This is a genomic window from Jeotgalibaca arthritidis (assembly GCF_011100465.1).
GTDB lineage: Bacteria > Bacillota > Bacilli > Lactobacillales > Aerococcaceae > Jeotgalibaca > Jeotgalibaca arthritidis.
In genome coordinates this window covers 1589313-1605422 of record NZ_CP049740.1, presented here as the reverse complement: position 1 = coordinate 1605422, position 16110 = coordinate 1589313, and the positions used below count along the sequence as shown (strand labels likewise).

The window sequence follows — 16110 nt, the reverse complement described above, 5'->3', positions numbered from 1 at the left end:
ACCTACCAGTTGATTATTTATTCAATCCTAGGGCTATAATGCCAATAATCATCAGCATTGAGCCAATTTTAAGGTTTCTAGCTTCCGCTCCGTCTTTTTTCTCTCCTAAAATAAAAATCCCGCCCACAACGGACACAATGACTGCAAGTTGGGAAATAGAATAAGCCAATCCCAAACCAATCAGCTGAATGGAATAGAAAATCGAGATATTAGCCATCAACCATAAAATGCCTGTCAGCCAATTCTTAACAACATATGGGGCTCGTATGGTCGCCTTTTTTTGACTAAAAGCGATGACAGCAGACGTCACAGTCATTCCTAAGGCTTGTGGAAAGAAGACTAAACTCCCTGAAATTTCAAAGTAATTGGTAATCGAAACATAGAGTGTTAAAGATAAGGAAGAAACTAAAATCATAAGCGTTGCTTTAATAACCGAATCGGTCTTTTTTTCCATATTTCCTTTGTTAATCTGATAGATCCCACCCACAATGATCGCCAAACATAAAAGGGATTGAATTGCTTGAGTCACTGTTAGCCACTCGTTTAAGAGTAAGCCTGAGGTGATTGTTGTAAACAGCAACTGACTGCCATTGGAGATAGGCATGGCCTCTGAAACAGCCATATAATTTAGAGCTTCAAACTGAAAAAGTTGTCCGAAGCCCCAAAAAACACCCGATAACATACACAGACTAAATACTGAGAAACTATAACTATAACCATTCCATAGAAATAACAGTGTCGTCATAAAGAGGACAATGAAAGTCGTTCCTAACATGGTTTCATAAGTGTTACTTTGATTTTTACGAGCCACTACAGGCATGAGTCCCCACCCAATCATGGGGATAAGTGCAATCAATATAGTCATTATTTTGTTCCTATTTCTACAGATGACGGCTGTTCAAGTATTGCACTAATGCACATAGCATCATTGCCTGGCCATAAGCCATAGGTTTGATGATGATGTTTTTATAGTGTTCCTTGTTGTGACCGATAATTGTTCCTGCAGAAACCCCTTCAACGGTTCCTTGTTCGTTAATATAATTGATGAGTTGAACCATGCTATCGTCGCAACTTTGACGATAATGATCTCCGTTTAATAATCCTGCTCGTAGCCCCATATAAATACCAGTCAATATACCGGCTGAACCTGATGCTTCTATGTAAGAGCTTGGGTCATCTAAAACGGTATGCCATAACAACTCTTCTGGATCTCTGATTTTTAATAGTTCATCCACTTGGTTTTGATAGATATGAACTAAGTGTTTTTTTGTATGATGAGGCAAGTTGTCATTCATCATCTCAATAAAGAGCGGTAACCCCATCGTTAACCAGCTGTTTCCGCGACACCAAAAGTTGGCTCCAAAATTGGAACTCTTATCAAAATCCCAGGCATGATAAAACAGTCCCGTTTCTCGGTCAAGCAAATACTTGACGTGCAGCAACACTTGATAAATTGCTTCCTCAATCCATTCCTGTTTGTTGTACGTGATACCCATCTTGCCAAGAAAGAGAACGGTCATAAAAATGGTATCCGCCCATATCAGCTCAGGATATGGCGTGATGGTGTCTTTCGTGGCTCCAGTTGTGTTGTGCTGTAAGCCATCTTCCTTTGTTCGGTCAAAGTTTTCCATAATCATTTCTACACGTTCTAAGCAAAGGTCTTCATATTCTGGAAAATCCATTAACGTTAAAAGCGGACAGTTTGTATTGATATTGGCAATGGGAAGGCCTTTCTCAATCTCCTCATCTGCCCAGGCTCGTATATAATCATGGTGAGAGATTATTTTTACCTGTTTTTTCTTGCTAGTGATATTGGAGTGTTGGTTGCTAGGTTAGTTTTGGTTGTTGAAAGCTCTTTTTCGTTTGCAAAGGAGGGTTTAGGGGTGTTTTCGGTTGTTGCAAATGGATTTTGGTTTGCAAGAGAGGGTTTAGTGAGGTTTTCCGCTTTTGAAAATGGTTTTTGGCTTGCAAAGGAGGTTTCAGGGGTGTGGGCTGGCTAAGGTGGAGGTTGAAAGCTGTTTTTCGTTTGCAACTTCCGTTTTTAGGCTAAAATTGGGAGTTGAAAGTGATTTTTGGCTTTTAACTTCCACAAAACTATATTGATTGCATAGAAAAATGACTGAGTTAAGTCTCAGTCATTTTTTATCGTGTTCTAGTTATGCTTTCTTAATTTTTAGAATTTTATTGCTCTTAGTTTAATTTGTTCTATTGTCACATCACTGATTAATGGATAGGTTACACTGGATTAGACAGAAAAAATAAGGTGTGTACAATAAGAGAAAACACCTGGAGGAAAAATTATGTCAAAACGTCAAAGAAGAACCTATTCAAAAGAATTTAAACAACAAATGGTAGACTTGTACAATGCTGGGAAACCGCGAGCAGAAATCGTTCGGGAATATGAATTAACCCCCTCAGCTTTTGATAAATGGGTCAAACAAGCCAATACAACAGGATCATTCAAAGAAAAAGACAACCTAACCCCTGAACAAAAAGAATTAGCTGCTTTACGAAAAAGAAATCAACAGTTAGAAATGGAGAATGATATTTTAAAGCAAGCGGCGCTGATATTCGGACGAAACGACAAGTAATTGATGCCAACAAGCACAAATACTCTATATCAGCGATGTGTCAATGTCTAGGGATTTCTCGCCAAACATATTACTATCAACCAAAGAAAAAATAAAGTGAAGCTGAAATTGAAGAGGCGGTAACCGAAACCTTTTATATGGTACGCGTAAAATAAAAAAGAGCCTAGAAAATCAAGGGATTCGTGTTAGTCGGCGTAAAATCGGCAGAATCATGAAGAATCGTGGGTTGAAGTCTACTTATACGATGGCCTACTATAAGCATCATGGGACTTCTTGTAATGAAGCGCCAGTTAAAAATCTATTGAATCGTGAGTTTTCACATAAAAATCCATTAGAAGCAATCGTAACGGATTTAACCTATGTACGAGTTGGAAAGAAATGGCACTATATTTGTTTGATATTAGACTTGTTCAATCGTGAAATCATTGGTTATTCTTGTGGCGAGCATAAATCTGCGGCTCTAGTAAAAAAAGCTTTCAGCCGTATATCTTATCCATTAACAGAAGTAGAACTTTTTCATACGGATCGTGGGAAAGAATTTGATAATCAAACAATTGAAATGATTTTACAAGCATTTGGTATCACACGTTCACTTAGTAAAAAAGGCTGTCCTTATGATAATGCCGTAGCAGAATCTACGTATAAATCCGTCAAAATCGAATTTGTTTATTCAAAAAAATTTGAGACTTTGAAAGAATTAGAACTAGAATTATTTGATTACGTACATTGGTGGAATCATCTTCGTTTGCACGGTACACTTGGCTACGAGACACCCATTCATATCCGTTATCAGAGATTGGCGCAGCAAACCCTTGACAATGAGCATGGTCATGATAGCGAAAGCGAGGCAGCGTAATTCCCAATTGAGCTTCTGCCGTTGAAATTCATGACCATGGAGGCTCGTTGTCAAGGGCAATCGGAACAAAGTGCAAGAATTCTATATACACCTTATAAAATTTGTCAAAATAAGTGTTGACATTTCATAACAAATAATTTATTATAAATTTTAAGCAATATAGCTTAAAATTTATAACCTATAGTCAAAAAAACCTTTTCCTAGGGGTATAGGAAAAGGGACTACTTTTAGCCTAATAAAAATATAACAACATTGTGTGCATTTTGGAAGTGGTCTCCTTGATTGTTCACAAAGTTGTTGAAAAGGGGTTTTAAGATGTTCGTGTTTTCAACTAGTCTTTTAATGTTTTGGATAAAAGGTAAAATTGAAATTGATAGCAGATTTGTTAACGTAGAAATTCCAAACACTGTTTTAGGTATTTTCCCATTAGGTAAGAAGAGAGACTCTGTACCTGTTCATACCATTTCTAATCTTCAAATCGATAACTCATTTAATATGAAACCAATTTTAATTGGACTATTTTTATTATTTGTATCATTCGGAATGCTAGGTGAGTCTTTCTTTGGTGGCCTTATTTTAGGTGCAATATCATTAGGAATTTCTGGATCTGGTATTCTTACTACTCTAACATTCGACAAATCTGGTTCTAGACAAGTAATCTCTGTTCCATTTTTCGAAGCAAAAAAGCTAGAAGCGGCGCAAACTGAAATTTATAGCCTTATCTCAAACTCTGCAGATGGTAGAGATTTAGGTCTATATTTCGAAAAAAAATAGTCATTAACTAAGTATTGCTTCTCATTTATTAGGGTGACCACAAGCATACAAAAAGAAGTAGAAACAGACGAAGTGGTCTGATTCTACTTCTTTTTTACTTTATAAATTAATTCAAGGTATCAATCTTACTAGTTATTTCACTCAATGTGAATCCAATCCCATCCCATGAATCAGGGTCTTCAAACGATTCGATGACAAAAGTATACTCATAGGCTTCTTCTAAATCATCTCGGTTTGAATCATAGGAATAAGTCGTTGTCAGCTCGAAGTCCATTGTAACCGTATATAAATTCACATCTGTTTGTGTGACGTCGGTTACTTCTAAGTTCCAACTCAAATATTTGGCATCGGCATTGTCACGAAATACCTTGGCATATTCAGTAAAACGGGTATATAATTCATTGTCTTTTCCGCCAGTTAAGTAGGAAGCCAGATCCTCATTGTCTTTTTCTTTTAAGGATGATTCGTCTGCTTCAGACATATAGACAATTTTACGTGTTAGTGGTCCAAACAACTCATCGACAACCGTCTGGTAACTAAAGTCATTGGGGAAGCTTAGGTAATAATAATCATAATTATAATCACTTAATTCCACTGATTCTGATTTTAGGGTACCAGATGGGAAATCCATGCCTAACTCTAATATCATCCCTTCTGACCAAGATACCGGTCCAAATGTACCATAACCATCTGTTAAGTTACCAATCTTTTCGCCATCTAGATAAACATCGGCAGTATCTTGGTTACTTGATACCTCGAATTCTACCCCTTCAATATGAAGATAAGCATCCCACTCGTGGCTATATAGAATCGTTTCTTTTGTTTTATTCTCGAATTCGTAACCATTGATTTCAGCTGTAGCATTCACTTCAAAGACACCTGGGGCATAAGGCCCTACTTCGGTTGTATAGTCTTCCACAGTTGAAGTTGCGACGTTCTCGCCATTGATACTAATAACAGCATCCTTAACATTGACACCAACGTTGAAATAAACTGGATTGATAACCAGATCATAGTTGTCAAAAAACAACATGGTCTTACCCTTTTGCTCTAAATAGATTTCACCGCCAGTGTACAAGCTGCCTCGTCGTAGTACACTACTAATTTGACTGACATAGCTTTTATTCTCTTCAAGGTAACGAACATAGGGTGCCAGCGATTCAGCTGTTACTTTAAAGTTTGGATCATTCGTCTTAAGGGCATCAGCAATTCGTTCTGCGTCCGCAGACGCTAAAATTTCGATATAATGGTTGACTTGATTCTCTTTACTATAGGCTTTTTCGCCGATTTTATAGCCACCGAATAAGGCTACTAGTACGACAGCAACAACAGCTGCAATCATTTTTTGGGTCTTCGTTAATGCCTTCATTTCAGGTTTGCTAATGGTAACCGATCGTTGCTGAGGGGCTTCTTTCACCTTACCATTAAAGTCATGACCACACTCTTTACAAAAGCGTGTTTCGCTATTATTTTCAGTTCCGCAGTTTGGACAAAATTTCATTTTAGATTCTCTCCTCAACACATATTAATAAAATAGTTCATCCATGATATTTTCAAATAAATAACCACCACTCACACCTTCTAAGGAAAGGCCTAATAAGATACGTATAATCAAGACAACTAAGATTAAGTAACCAACGTTTCCGATAATAGTTGCGATGAAGGAATCTATTTTACTATTGTTATCCGTGCTGTATAGATAAATATTGAAAGCTGCTATATTGATAATACCTGTAAGTCCTAATAGTAAGAGAATCAAATCAGCCAAACCAAATGGTGATAAAAAACTGAAGATAAGCACTAAAGCAAGAATGAAGACATTTAGTGACAATAATCCACCAAATTGAGCGGTTGCTTGGCTAAAGCTGATGGGATTTTTTTTCATAAAACGAACAACTAAAAAGCTAACGAGTATCGGACAAAGGCTTGCTGCCACTTGAACGAAGAATATTTTAACAAAGTCAATAAATCCTACTCCGAGATACGATTCATTCGCAAAAACAGCTAGAATAAAGGTTGTTAATAATGCGATAACGGAAACTTGAATCCATCCCATAATGGCATGAGTGTTAGCGAAACTTGAGCTAGGATGTACAGCAGTTTGTAAAAGGTATTGCCAGTAATTGGTCATCTTATTTTTTACGTCTGTTAAATCAATATTGGGTGCTGTGATGGTAATTTGACTCGTATTAGGCTGTTGAGTAGGTTGTGTTTGTTGTGTGGCTTGTTCCACCAAGGGCGTGCCACACTCCGTACAAAATTTACTCTCCTCATTCATTTCTGCTTGGCAATTTGGACATATGATCATGTTATATGACTCCTTTATAATTTTTATTTTTTATTCGATGGTGACTGTTGCTGTTATTTGTTCACTTTCGCTATTGTAGACTCCGAGGTAATTATCCCCTAAGTAGACATATTCGAAATAAATAGGAATATCCAAGGTATCATTTATAAATTCAGTTGCTTCTACGCGAATAATGTTGTCTTGATAGGTGATATCATGAATGGCAAATTGAATGCCTCGACTTTGAACGTCATCTGGTCCATTTGTTGTGGAGCGTGAATACCAGAGTTCGCCAATGCCATTATGTTTAGAACTGGGACTTTTTTCTCTAAAGTCATAAAGAATTGTTGAATCGGCTGTTGTTTCCTTAATCGTTTTGCCTATCAGGTAGCTAGCAGGATTGGTTTCTAGTAGCGCTTTGTCTGCTTGCTCCGTTAAATAGGCGTTATAGATGGCGTTGCCTTTCTCTTCGAACATATCGTAAATAGCTGAATTAGTTCCTTCATTTTCTTGATAATAAAAGGTTAAGTCAGGATTAGTTGAAAATGTCAGTGTTTTACCCTCTTCGTTCTTTTCTAAAAAGATATCGTAAGTCCACTCACCTAGATTCTTTTCTTCTTCCGAATACATCATGCCGCTGTTAGCCGGCTGATTGGTAATGGTCGCTACATTTTTGTTTACATTTGATGAAAGGACGGCAGATACACTCATTTCACCATGATTAATCGCGGTAATCGCTAATGTTTCTGACAAATAAAAAACTGGCTTTCCCATCGTTTCACTCTCAGATGTGTAGCTAGGATAACTGGTCCAATAGCCATAGAAATCATCTATAGTGATGGTTCCATATTGTTCGACTTGGATTTTTTCGATTAGTGTCTCAATCTTTTTAAATGACTCCGGGTAATAGATCTCTACTGTTTCAATGACACTGTCTTTCACGTTTAACTGTTCGATTGCTTCTTCTATTTTCCCATTGTCGAAAGAAGTTTGAGCTTTTACAACTGCCTAATCAAATATTTCGGCCTGCGAGATACGTTCTAAGAGGATATTCGTGCTATCTATGTAATGTTGGTATAAGCCACCTATTTGACTCAACGGCATCTCAGCAATTTTATCCTTAATTTCTTGGAGTTTTGCTTTATCTTTATTTTTCGCAGCCGCTAAGAAAGCATCATTTTCTTTATTTAATTCTGAATAGGCAACTAATAGTTTAGAGTCTGGTGCTATTTTTTTGATTTCCGCTAAATTTTCTTTAGCCAATGATGGACGGTCTAAGTCTGATGTTTTTAATTCATCAAGAACATCTTCAAATAATTTGATATAGTCTCCTTCCTCTGGGCTTATTTGATTGGGTAAAGCCACTAGGAACAAGACTTCTTCTCCTTCATCATTCGCATAGATAATTTCTAACCTATCGTTTACCTCATAAAAATAAAACCTTTTAATGAAACCCGTTAATTCATCAATTAATCGGGAATCTTCAGTACGCATCACATATTGGTCGTCCTTTGTCTCGATTATAAACCCTATTTCAGCAGCTTCCTCAATATCGTCTTCATCCTCCAATGATGAGATTGATATGATTACTTCTGCTTTCAGAGGCTGACTAAGTGAATAGGGTTCATTTTTAGACTGTGGTTTTTGAATGTCATAATAGACATCTATGCGCCCTTCCTCTCCATAGGTCATATAACTAAGCACCAACTCATCATTGTTAGGGATTGTTACTTTGAACGTATCGTATTCCTCGTAGATATACCATTCTCCCTTTAATGAGTTAGAGTTAACCAAATAGGTTCCTGCTGCCACTAATACACCCAGGATTCCTAACACGGCGATTGCCTTTAATAATTTCTTATTGCTTTTTCCATTTTGTGGTATTGGCTTATTCATTGAGACTAAAGAATGACCACATTTTTCACAAAAATTACTGCCTGCATCACAAACTGATGAACACTTTGGACATTTCTGTTCCAATTAATGTTCCTCCTTTCTATTTTTTCTATACATCTCCATTATATCAAAATAATCATGTTTTTTGGCGTTTTCTTGAAAAAAGTTATCTTTATATTTCAAAATGTGAAAAGCATCATTATATTAAGCTATTTATATAATGAATCGTTTTAAAAATAAAATGGTTAAAGCTGTTGTGTTTGTTATAATACAAAGATACGGACAAAAGATAAGGTGGTTGAAACATGTATAAACAGAAGAATATCTTACTCTATTTTTTATATACAGTGGTGTTGTTTTTATTGGTATCTTGCGGGGAACAAACGGTTGGTGATCAATCTGTGGTTGAATCAGAGTCATCGGTGATTGAATCTGAGAAATCCTCTCAGTTGATTGAAGAAAGTACGGTAGAAGATACTGCTGCAAGTCGTGAAAATGAACGGTTGGAAACAATGACACTTGACGAAAAAGTGGGTCAAATGTTTCTCGCACGATATCCTGATGAAGATTCTCTTGCTTATGCCATTCATTATGATTTAGGTGGTTACATCTGGTTTGCAAAAGATTTCAGCGAAAAAGATCCTCAGATTGTTCAAAGTGAAATTAATGCCATCCAAGCAGACATGCCGATTGATTTGTTTATGGCTGTCGACGAAGAAGGCGGCGATGTGGTTCGAATCAGTTCGTTTCCTCAGTATAGAAAAACGCCATTCCTAACACCAAGACAAGCCTTTGAAGAAGGCAATTGGTCCAGTGTCGAAGACCTCGCCCATGAACAAGCTATGTTACTAAAAAGCTTGGGATTCAATTTGAATTTGGCACCCGTCGTGGATATGCCGAATAGCTCTGATGATTTTATGTACCATAGGGCCTTCTCAACTGAGTTAGCAGACGTTACGAAGTTCACTGAACTTTTTGTTTCATCCTATACCCATGACAAGGTTGGAACAGTCTTGAAACATTTCCCAGGTTATGGCAGTAATGTTGATACTCATACAGGCGTCGCCTACGATGGCCGCTCGCTGGAGACATTAAAAGAACGAGACCTCATCCCTTTCCAAACAGGGATAGATAACGGTAGCAAAGCTATTCTCGTTGCCCATAACGTGATGACAGCGATTGACCCTGACTGGCCTGCAACATTGTCTCCCAAAGTCATTGCCATCCTTCGTGATGACATGGGATTTGAAGGAATAATTATGACTGACGATTTAATTATGGACGGTCTTCAGGCCTTTGCCACGCCTGAAGAGGCCGCTGTATTAGCAGTGTTAGCAGGAAATGACGTTTTAATTAGCTCTGACTTCTTGGTTCAAATTCCTGCCGTTATCGCAGCAGTTGAAGATGGACGCATCCCTGAAGAAGTTATCGATGCCGCAGTATTACGTATTTTGAAGGTGAAAATTGAACTTGGATTGATTTAGGAAGAAGTTTGTAGGATGGGGCGGTTTTTGCAAGCTCTTTTTCGTTTGCAAAGGAGGTTTTGTCGGTGTTTTCGGTTGTTGCAAATGGATTTTGGTTTGCAAAGGAGGTTTTAGGTCAATTTTCCGCTTTTGAAAATGGTTTTTGGCTTACAAAGGAGGTTTCAGGGGTTGTGGACTGGCTAAGGTGGAAGTTGAATGTGATTTTTGGCTTTCAACTTCTACTTCACTCATTTAAACGCACAAAAGCAGGCAGCCACATAGCTGTCTGCTTTAATTGATTATTGGAAATTCAAGTATAATGGCTAGTCCGCTGCTATTTGAGCGGCTAGCGCTGACAGTAACTTTTAAATCTTGGGCGATTTGTTGGACCAGGTAGAGTCCCATGCCCGTTGCTTTGGCTTTTCCACCGGTGAAGCCTTTATCGAAAATAAATGGCAAATCTTCTTGAGGTATACCTGGGCCGTTATCGCTAATGATTAACTGAATGGTCTCACCTGCTTCGACCGTTAAATCTAGTTTGGGCTGACTCTCGCCAATCCGTGCATATTTACTAGCATTATGAATCAGCTGGCTGAGGATAAACAAGACATGATGGCGGTCGCTCACCACAAAAACTTCTTCCGCCCCAACCAAAGCCACTTCAAATCCCGCTTCATCCAGCAAGGACTGATGATCGACAATCGCCTCTTGACACACCTTAACCAAGCTCATTGGCTGAAACAAATAATCGCGGTGGGCTGTCGATAAACGTGCGAAATATAAAATCTTTTCCACATCACTTTGGATATCATTGCGAGCACGAGTCATCCGCAGATGAACCAATGTGGACATCTCATCATCACGATTATCCAAAACCAAACTCATCAAGGAAATCGGCTTTTTGATTTCATGCACCCATTCTTCAATGTAGGTCTGGTAGTCCCTAATCTGCAAGTCTTGGCGGTTCAACTCATCCGCCTTTTCCCGCAACAAGTCCCCTAGCATTCTCAATCGATCCACTTCCGACTTCGGCACAAGAGCACGCAGTTCAGCTTCTTTTTCCATATCAGGTTCGATTAAAAAGGACCGATAAACTGGATCCAGCCTGTCCTTCTGCCGACGATTTAGGAGCAAGGGCACTGCCGTTAACACCACACTCACTATAATCATCAAGCTAATCAATAGCCAAAAACTTTCTGGATACGCAATCCACGCTAGGAAAATAAAAAACATGGTCAAAAGTCCAATCACTACCAACCAATAGCGATTGTCATAGAGGTCTTTTTTCATCATTCAACCTCTCTTTCTATCCAGCGATAACCCTGACCACGAACGGTTTCTAATCGATCTGCTAGTCCCCATTGGCGGAGTGTTTTTCGCAATCGTGTCACATTGACTTGAAGGGCATTTTCATCGATAAAATCTGCTGTTCCCCACAACTCTCGGCTCAACTGATCTTTGGTAATGACTTGGTTTTGAGTTTTTAATAACAATGCGAGCATCCGCCCTTCATTGGGAGGTAGAACTTGAGATTTTCCGGCCACATACATCGTATAACTATCCGGATCCAACTGAAACCCACCGCCATCTAAAAGGTTTGGAGTCGTTTCGTATCGCCGAAGCAAATTTTTAAGGCGAGCCAATAATTTTTCTTTTGGAAAGGGTTTGGTCATATAGTCGTCGGCACCTAGATCGAGCGCATGTAGCTCGTCACTCAGTTGGTTGCGGGAGGTGAGCACGAGAACGGCGATATTAGTCTTCGTTTTGAGGGTGCGGCAAATGTCAAAACCCGTTTGGTTGGGCAAATTAATATCTAAGAGCACCAAATCGGGTGATGCCTGAATCAGCTGGCTGGCCACATCGGTATTAAAGTCGGTAATCGCAGTCGCCTGATAGCCTGCCCGCTTCAAAAGATGGACCAATTCCTCCTGTACCATCACATCGTCTTCCACCACTATAATCGCCATTTCCATCCCCCCTTATGCGATATCACGTGTCGCGGTTTTATAAACCGCCCATGCATACCCCCATTGTACCAGAAGAAAGGTCCCCACCATCATTAAAACAAAGGGTAACATGTTAGAAATACTTGGTAAAAAGTCAGCGTTGTAGCGGATGTAGGTTTTCATGGCTGTAATCCCCACCGTGCCGCTCACCATAGCCGGAATGAGTGGGAACAAGAAATAGCTAGCCACTTGTTTTTTCAGCGAATCCTGCATTTGGTCAGCCTTGGCTCCGAGGAAGGACAGCGTTTTGTAACGCGATTTGGTTTGCTTAAGTTGGGTCAAGAACTGCAAGGCCAATACCGTACAACCTATGACAAGAAACAAGAATGCTAGGTAGAGCATGGTATAACTGCCGGCGACCACGTAAAAGAGATGGCGCCCAAAATTTTGAAGGTAACTCTCGACGTAAAAGCCTTTATCATTTAATAAGTCGTTGGCCTCTTTCATGGGCGTCATCAAACCGTCTCGGTCAATTAGCGTTTGCGGTAACCTAAAGTTCCAATAGGTCTCCCTGTTTTCTACTTTGACTAGTTGTTGGAAACGAGTGTCTTTAACAACGAGTGCTGCCATGATGGTAATTGACCGGTCAGTAACGAGGTCTTTCATTGCTAGATTGGGCAGGATTCTCATTTGTTGGCCGTCTAGTTTAAGGAGTGGCTGGTCCTTGTTTTCAACTAACAATTGATTAAGTTCAGGCTGGTTGGCATGGCCAACTGTTGGGTTAACATAGAGCGCCACTTGGTCATCCGTCAATTGAATGGTTGGTTGATTGGACGCTTCTAGAATCCGGTTATAGCCAGATTCAGTAATGAGATAGCCAATTTGGCTGTCTACTAATCCTAAAATATTTTCCATCTCCGGTATTTCGGTACTAATGTTGTAAACTCCCGGTTCAGCCACTTGCGGATCAACCACACCTTCTGGCAAATGGTCGACGATTTCTTTTCTAAAAGCTGACCAATCGACTTGATCGGCTGTTTGGTTATAGCCTAATGTCAGTGGGTTTAGGTGATCTACATAAGGCGCCAGTTCAGCTGACGTGAGGACCTTTTCGATTTCTTTATTGTCCCCTAAAAGAGTGAAATGGTAGACCGATGAGTCGCGGTTTAAATTGTCACCCGAACTTAAAATGGTGGCTGCACCTTCTGCTAGAAACATGACTGACAACATCATTAATAATGAAGAAACAGCCACTGAAATAGCTCGGTTGGCGATATTTTCTTGTAACTGTCTTAAGGTAAAAATCCGTAAGCCTTGTGTTTGCTTGGTTTTCATAGCAAGGCTATTAAGCAGTCTAGCCAGTCCGCGAATTAATAAAATGGTTCCAATTATTCCTAAAATAACCGACAAACTAATCATCACATTATTGACGAGCCAGAAATAACGTAGCGCCAAATAATAGGCCACGATCAAAATGATTAGTCCAGCCACAAAGGTGAGGCTATTTGTTTTTGTTGTACCTAATGCTTGTTTTTTGCTAACTTGTCCATTTAATAGTTGTTGCAGTTCACGGTTAAACAATTGGACTGATAAAAATAGTAAAGCTAGGACTTGAATGAAAAGAAAACCAACTGCCGTATAAGCCACTGCTATTAATGAAAAACTAGGCTGATGATCGATAATCCCTTGCCCAATCAAGCGGGAAGTCGCCAAACTAATCATTTCAGCTAAAATACCACCGATGACTGTCCCAATGGTTAAGGCAAATAATGATGTGAGCAGCCCTTCTGCTAGGAGCAGTGCGAACAGTTTGCGCTGGCGCATTCCCATCATAAGGTACATCCCGAACTCTTTACTACGACGGTCTAACTGGTAGCGGTTGGCGAAGAGCACCAAGAAAAATAATAAAAAGAGCGCGATGCCGTAGAGAATCGGCATGAGTGCGAATAGGCGATCGACGGCCATGCTCTCGAAGTCACGAAGGTAGAGGATGACGTCCTGACGCTCCAGCGACAAAATCATATAAAAAGATGCCACCGCAGTCACCAAGGTGGCGAAATAAATGAGGTTTTCCTGGCGACTGCGCTTGGCGTTTCGGTAAATCAGCCTAAAGAACATTGGCGCTCCCCCCTCCTAATTGCGCCATCACCTGTAAAATGCGGTCATAAAAATCTTGGCGAGATTCAGTAGCTTGGTGGCGAAGTTCATGGAAAATGACCCCGTCTTGAATAAATAAAATGCGCGAACAAAAACTAGCGGCATTGGCGTCGTGTGTGACCATCAAGATGTTGTGGTTCTTGTCTCGATTCATACCCTTGAGTTTTTCCATCAAGGTTCGGGCCGACTTGCTATCGAGTGCACCGGTCGGTTCGTCAGCCAGAATAATATCTGGTTCTGGTACTAGGCAGCGGGCTGCAGCGACACGCTGTTTCTGACCACCTGATAGTTGAGACGGAAACTGGTTAAGGACGTGGTCAATTTCTAGGTAGCTGGCGATTTGGTGGAGCTTGTCTTCTGCTTCCTTGTCGTCGAGTCCTCGAATCGCTAAGGGCAGAAGAATGTTTTCTTTTGCAGTTAGGTTGTCCAAAAGTTCGAAATCTTGGAAGAGATAGCCAATGCGGTTGCCGCGGTAATGGGACAGATCTTTGCTTGAAAAGGCGCTAATATTGTCATTGTTGAGCAGGATTTGGCCGGATGTGGGCTTGATAATAGTAGCGATACAGTTGAGTAGCGTCGTTTTACCCGACCCACTCGCTCCCATGATGCCAAGAAATTCGCCCTTTATCACGTCAAAGCTAATGCCGGCTAGCGCCTTAGTTGGGCTACCGTCGCTGTCGTAAATTTTTTCAAGGTTTTCAACTTTCAGTAATTTTTCCATCGTTTATTCTCCTTTAATGGGTACTCGTTTAAGTTACTCTTAGTTTACTTGAGCCGGCGAGAGAATAAAACTTACAGATGGTGTAAGAATTTGGCTATTTGTGGCGGTTCAAACTGTTTTTAGGCGCTGAACCTCTGGATTCTACAGTTTTAAAGAGGTTCAGAATGGGTTTGAGCTTTGAACCTCTGAATTTTACAGTTTTAAAGAGGTTCAGACTGTTTTTGGGCTGTGAACCTCTGGATTTTACAGTTTTAAAGAGGTTCAGGCTGTTTTTGGGCTGTGAACCTCTGGATTTTACAGTTTTAAAGAGGTTCAGGCTGGGTTTGAGCTTTGAACCTCTGGATTTTACAATTTTTAAGAGGTTCAAACTGACTTTGGGTACTGAACCTCTGGATTTCACAATTTTTAAGAGGTTCAGAGCTGGTTTAGCTGTTGAACCTCTTAAAAATACAAAAAAACTGAGAAAGCCTAACAGCTTCTCAGTTTAAATGAAATCGATCTTTATTTTTTAACATGATTGGGGCGATGATGGGTTCTAGAATAATGTAGAAGCCGGCATTGCCTGCTGCGTGAACCAAATCAAAGGGAATTCCAACGACATAGTAAGCCCAAAAGCTAGAAACACCGTATAGTTTGGCTGAAAAAATAGAAATGATAAAACCGAACAGAATACCACTTAAAAAAGAATATATGATAAAAATCAGTCTCGATTTCTTTTTTTCATAGAGTGGTTTAATGACGAAGGCGGTGAATATCATGATGATGGCATAAGTCAGCATCTGATAAAAAATCCACGGGCCCATTCCTAAAACCATATTGGATAGGATGAGTGATGCCATAGCCACAATCAAGCCGTCAGCCACTCCTAACGTTAAAGTAATAATCAAAAGAATGGTTGTCATCGGTTGAACGTTGGGTAAGAATTGAAAAACAATTCGTCCCACATAGCAGAGAGCTGTCAAAATCGACAGCATGGCAATTCGTTTTACTGTAAAATGACTTATTTTTTTGGTTAAATCTTTTCTAGTTTCCATTCTATTACGTCTCCTTCTTGGAGTTCCGTTTCATTTGCGCCTTTCATTCCCATTTCACCGTTCACATCAAACAGCCAATATTTTCCGTTGGCATCGTCTTGTTGGTAGCCATTGATGGTGTTGATAAAGGTATCTGTTTCTTCAATCTCGTAATGTTCCTTCATCACATCAAGAAGAATTGCGCCTTCTTCAACTTCAAGTGTTTTTGTTAAGTCATCAACACCTTCGCCATCAACTGAAACTTGAATGGTTACACTAATACTTTCCTCCACGACCGAGGAAACAGCCGCTTCACTCGATGATTCTACCGCCGTATCTGTTGTTGAACATCCTGTTAAAACAAATCCTGCTGCAAGCAATACTAGAAATTTTTTCATTTTTTCCA

Annotated in this window: 17 protein-coding genes and 1 pseudogene; 6 read left to right on the top strand and 12 right to left on the bottom strand. The window is 39.7% G+C overall.

Going from position 1 to position 16110, the window contains the following annotated elements; all coding sequences use genetic code 11:
• Positions 1 to 13: 13 nt before the first annotated feature.
• Together G7057_RS08135 and G7057_RS08130 are read right to left on the bottom strand one after the other, a co-directional pair.
• Entirely contained in the window at positions 14 to 865 is an 852-nt protein-coding gene (locus G7057_RS08135) for a GRP family sugar transporter (RefSeq protein WP_166162661.1), read from the bottom strand.
• 16 nt (positions 866 to 881) lie between these two features.
• Positions 882 to 1712 carry a glycoside hydrolase family 88/105 protein gene (locus G7057_RS08130; RefSeq protein WP_264372195.1) on the bottom strand — a complete coding sequence of 277 codons (831 nt, stop codon included), beginning with the start codon at positions 1710 to 1712 and terminating at the stop codon, positions 882 to 884.
• Positions 1713 to 1769: 57 nt separating this feature from the next.
• Here G7057_RS08130 and G7057_RS08125 point away from each other — a divergent pair, with 57 nt between their 5' ends.
• The 3 genes and pseudogenes from G7057_RS08125 (at position 1770) to G7057_RS08115 (ending at position 4221) form a co-directional block, all read left to right on the top strand.
• Complete coding sequence (locus G7057_RS08125) at positions 1770 to 2000, top strand: hypothetical protein (RefSeq protein ID WP_166162660.1); 231 nt, start codon at positions 1770 to 1772, stop codon at positions 1998 to 2000.
• Between the two features lie 300 nt (positions 2001 to 2300).
• Positions 2301 to 3447 (top strand): annotated as a pseudogene (locus tag G7057_RS08120) (IS3 family transposase).
• Between the two features lie 315 nt (positions 3448 to 3762).
• On the top strand, positions 3763 to 4221 hold the full coding sequence (locus G7057_RS08115) for a hypothetical protein (protein WP_166162659.1): 459 nt from the start codon (positions 3763 to 3765) through the stop codon (positions 4219 to 4221).
• Between the two features lie 106 nt (positions 4222 to 4327).
• On the opposite strand, the gene G7057_RS08110 is transcribed toward G7057_RS08115, so the two are convergent.
• From G7057_RS08110 to G7057_RS08095, 4 genes are all read right to left on the bottom strand, one after another.
• Positions 4328 to 5722, bottom strand: coding sequence for a zinc ribbon domain-containing protein (locus G7057_RS08110; RefSeq protein ID WP_166162658.1), 1395 nt, complete (start codon positions 5720 to 5722; stop codon positions 4328 to 4330).
• A gap of 24 nt (positions 5723 to 5746) precedes the next feature.
• Positions 5747 to 6529, bottom strand: a complete 783-nt coding sequence (locus G7057_RS08105) for a zinc ribbon domain-containing protein (RefSeq protein ID WP_166162657.1) — start codon at positions 6527 to 6529, stop codon at positions 5747 to 5749.
• A gap of 30 nt (positions 6530 to 6559) precedes the next feature.
• Entirely contained in the window at positions 6560 to 7450 is an 891-nt protein-coding gene (locus tag G7057_RS08100) for a hypothetical protein (RefSeq protein WP_166162656.1), read from the bottom strand.
• Positions 7451 to 7516: 66 nt separating this feature from the next.
• Positions 7517 to 8488: a zinc ribbon domain-containing protein gene (locus G7057_RS08095; protein ID WP_166162655.1), complete on the bottom strand. Its 972-nt coding sequence runs from the start codon at positions 8486 to 8488 to the stop codon at positions 7517 to 7519.
• A 221-nt stretch (positions 8489 to 8709) separates the two neighbouring features.
• Here G7057_RS08095 and G7057_RS08090 point away from each other — a divergent pair, with 221 nt between their 5' ends.
• Together G7057_RS08090 and G7057_RS08085 are read left to right on the top strand one after the other, a co-directional pair.
• Positions 8710 to 9888, top strand: coding sequence for a glycoside hydrolase family 3 protein (locus G7057_RS08090; protein ID WP_166162654.1), 1179 nt, complete (start codon positions 8710 to 8712; stop codon positions 9886 to 9888).
• A gap of 65 nt (positions 9889 to 9953) precedes the next feature.
• Positions 9954 to 10166, top strand: coding sequence for a hypothetical protein (locus tag G7057_RS08085; RefSeq protein ID WP_166162652.1), 213 nt, complete (start codon positions 9954 to 9956; stop codon positions 10164 to 10166).
• On the opposite strand, the gene G7057_RS08080 is transcribed toward G7057_RS08085, so the two are convergent.
• The 4 genes from G7057_RS08080 to G7057_RS08065 are packed head-to-tail and all read right to left on the bottom strand — an operon-like array spanning position 10159 to position 14691.
• Positions 10159 to 11160: a sensor histidine kinase gene (locus G7057_RS08080; protein WP_166162650.1), complete on the bottom strand. Its 1002-nt coding sequence runs from the start codon at positions 11158 to 11160 to the stop codon at positions 10159 to 10161. The two genes, G7057_RS08085 and G7057_RS08080, sit on opposite strands and share 8 nt — an antisense overlap.
• Positions 11157 to 11834 carry a response regulator transcription factor gene (locus G7057_RS08075; protein WP_166162648.1) on the bottom strand — a complete coding sequence of 226 codons (678 nt, stop codon included), beginning with the start codon at positions 11832 to 11834 and terminating at the stop codon, positions 11157 to 11159. The genes G7057_RS08080 and G7057_RS08075 overlap by 4 nt, the downstream gene beginning before the upstream one ends.
• 12 nt (positions 11835 to 11846) lie before the next feature.
• A complete protein-coding gene (locus tag G7057_RS08070) occupies positions 11847 to 13931 on the bottom strand; it encodes an FtsX-like permease family protein (RefSeq protein ID WP_166162646.1) in 2085 nt (694 codons plus the stop codon).
• Positions 13921 to 14691 (bottom strand): ABC transporter ATP-binding protein, encoded by a 771-nt coding sequence (locus G7057_RS08065; protein WP_076767057.1) that lies wholly within the window; start codon positions 14689 to 14691, stop codon positions 13921 to 13923. The genes G7057_RS08070 and G7057_RS08065 overlap by 11 nt, the downstream gene beginning before the upstream one ends.
• A gap of 164 nt (positions 14692 to 14855) precedes the next feature.
• On the opposite strand from G7057_RS08065, the gene G7057_RS08060 reads away from it, so the two are divergent.
• On the top strand, positions 14856 to 15179 hold the full coding sequence (locus G7057_RS08060) for a hypothetical protein (protein WP_166162644.1): 324 nt from the start codon (positions 14856 to 14858) through the stop codon (positions 15177 to 15179).
• Here the strand turns inward: G7057_RS08060 and G7057_RS08055 are convergent.
• Both G7057_RS08055 and G7057_RS08050 read right to left on the bottom strand, forming a co-directional pair.
• A complete protein-coding gene (locus G7057_RS08055) occupies positions 15171 to 15725 on the bottom strand; it encodes an ECF transporter S component (protein WP_166162642.1) in 555 nt (184 codons plus the stop codon). The genes G7057_RS08060 and G7057_RS08055 overlap by 9 nt on opposite strands.
• A complete protein-coding gene (locus G7057_RS08050; RefSeq protein WP_166162640.1) occupies positions 15704 to 16102 on the bottom strand; it encodes a DUF4430 domain-containing protein in 399 nt (132 codons plus the stop codon). Before G7057_RS08050 ends, G7057_RS08055 begins: the two co-directional genes overlap by 22 nt.
• Between the last annotated feature and the right edge of the window lie 8 nt (positions 16103 to 16110).

Coding starts and splice junctions, on each gene's coding strand:
- G7057_RS08060 (WP_166162644.1), top strand. CDS start 14,856: ATGGGTTTGAGCTTTGAACCTCTGAATTTTACAGTTTTAAAGAGGTTC.
- G7057_RS08115 (WP_166162659.1), top strand. CDS start 3,763: ATGTTCGTGTTTTCAACTAGTCTTTTAATGTTTTGGATAAAAGGTAAA.
- G7057_RS08105 (WP_166162657.1), bottom strand. CDS start 6,529: ATGATCATATGTCCAAATTGCCAAGCAGAAATGAATGAGGAGAGTAAA.
- G7057_RS08075 (WP_166162648.1), bottom strand. CDS start 11,834: ATGGCGATTATAGTGGTGGAAGACGATGTGATGGTACAGGAGGAATTG.
- G7057_RS08050 (WP_166162640.1), bottom strand. CDS start 16,102: ATGAAAAAATTTCTAGTATTGCTTGCAGCAGGATTTGTTTTAACAGGA.
- G7057_RS08055 (WP_166162642.1), bottom strand. CDS start 15,725: ATGGAAACTAGAAAAGATTTAACCAAAAAAATAAGTCATTTTACAGTA.
- G7057_RS08065 (WP_076767057.1), bottom strand. CDS start 14,691: ATGGAAAAATTACTGAAAGTTGAAAACCTTGAAAAAATTTACGACAGC.
- G7057_RS08070 (WP_166162646.1), bottom strand. CDS start 13,931: ATGTTCTTTAGGCTGATTTACCGAAACGCCAAGCGCAGTCGCCAGGAA.
- G7057_RS08125 (WP_166162660.1), top strand. CDS start 1,770: ATGGTGAGAGATTATTTTTACCTGTTTTTTCTTGCTAGTGATATTGGA.
- G7057_RS08135 (WP_166162661.1), bottom strand. CDS start 865: ATGACTATATTGATTGCACTTATCCCCATGATTGGGTGGGGACTCATG.
- G7057_RS08110 (WP_166162658.1), bottom strand. CDS start 5,722: ATGAAATTTTGTCCAAACTGCGGAACTGAAAATAATAGCGAAACACGC.
- G7057_RS08090 (WP_166162654.1), top strand. CDS start 8,710: ATGTATAAACAGAAGAATATCTTACTCTATTTTTTATATACAGTGGTG.
- G7057_RS08080 (WP_166162650.1), bottom strand. CDS start 11,160: ATGATGAAAAAAGACCTCTATGACAATCGCTATTGGTTGGTAGTGATT.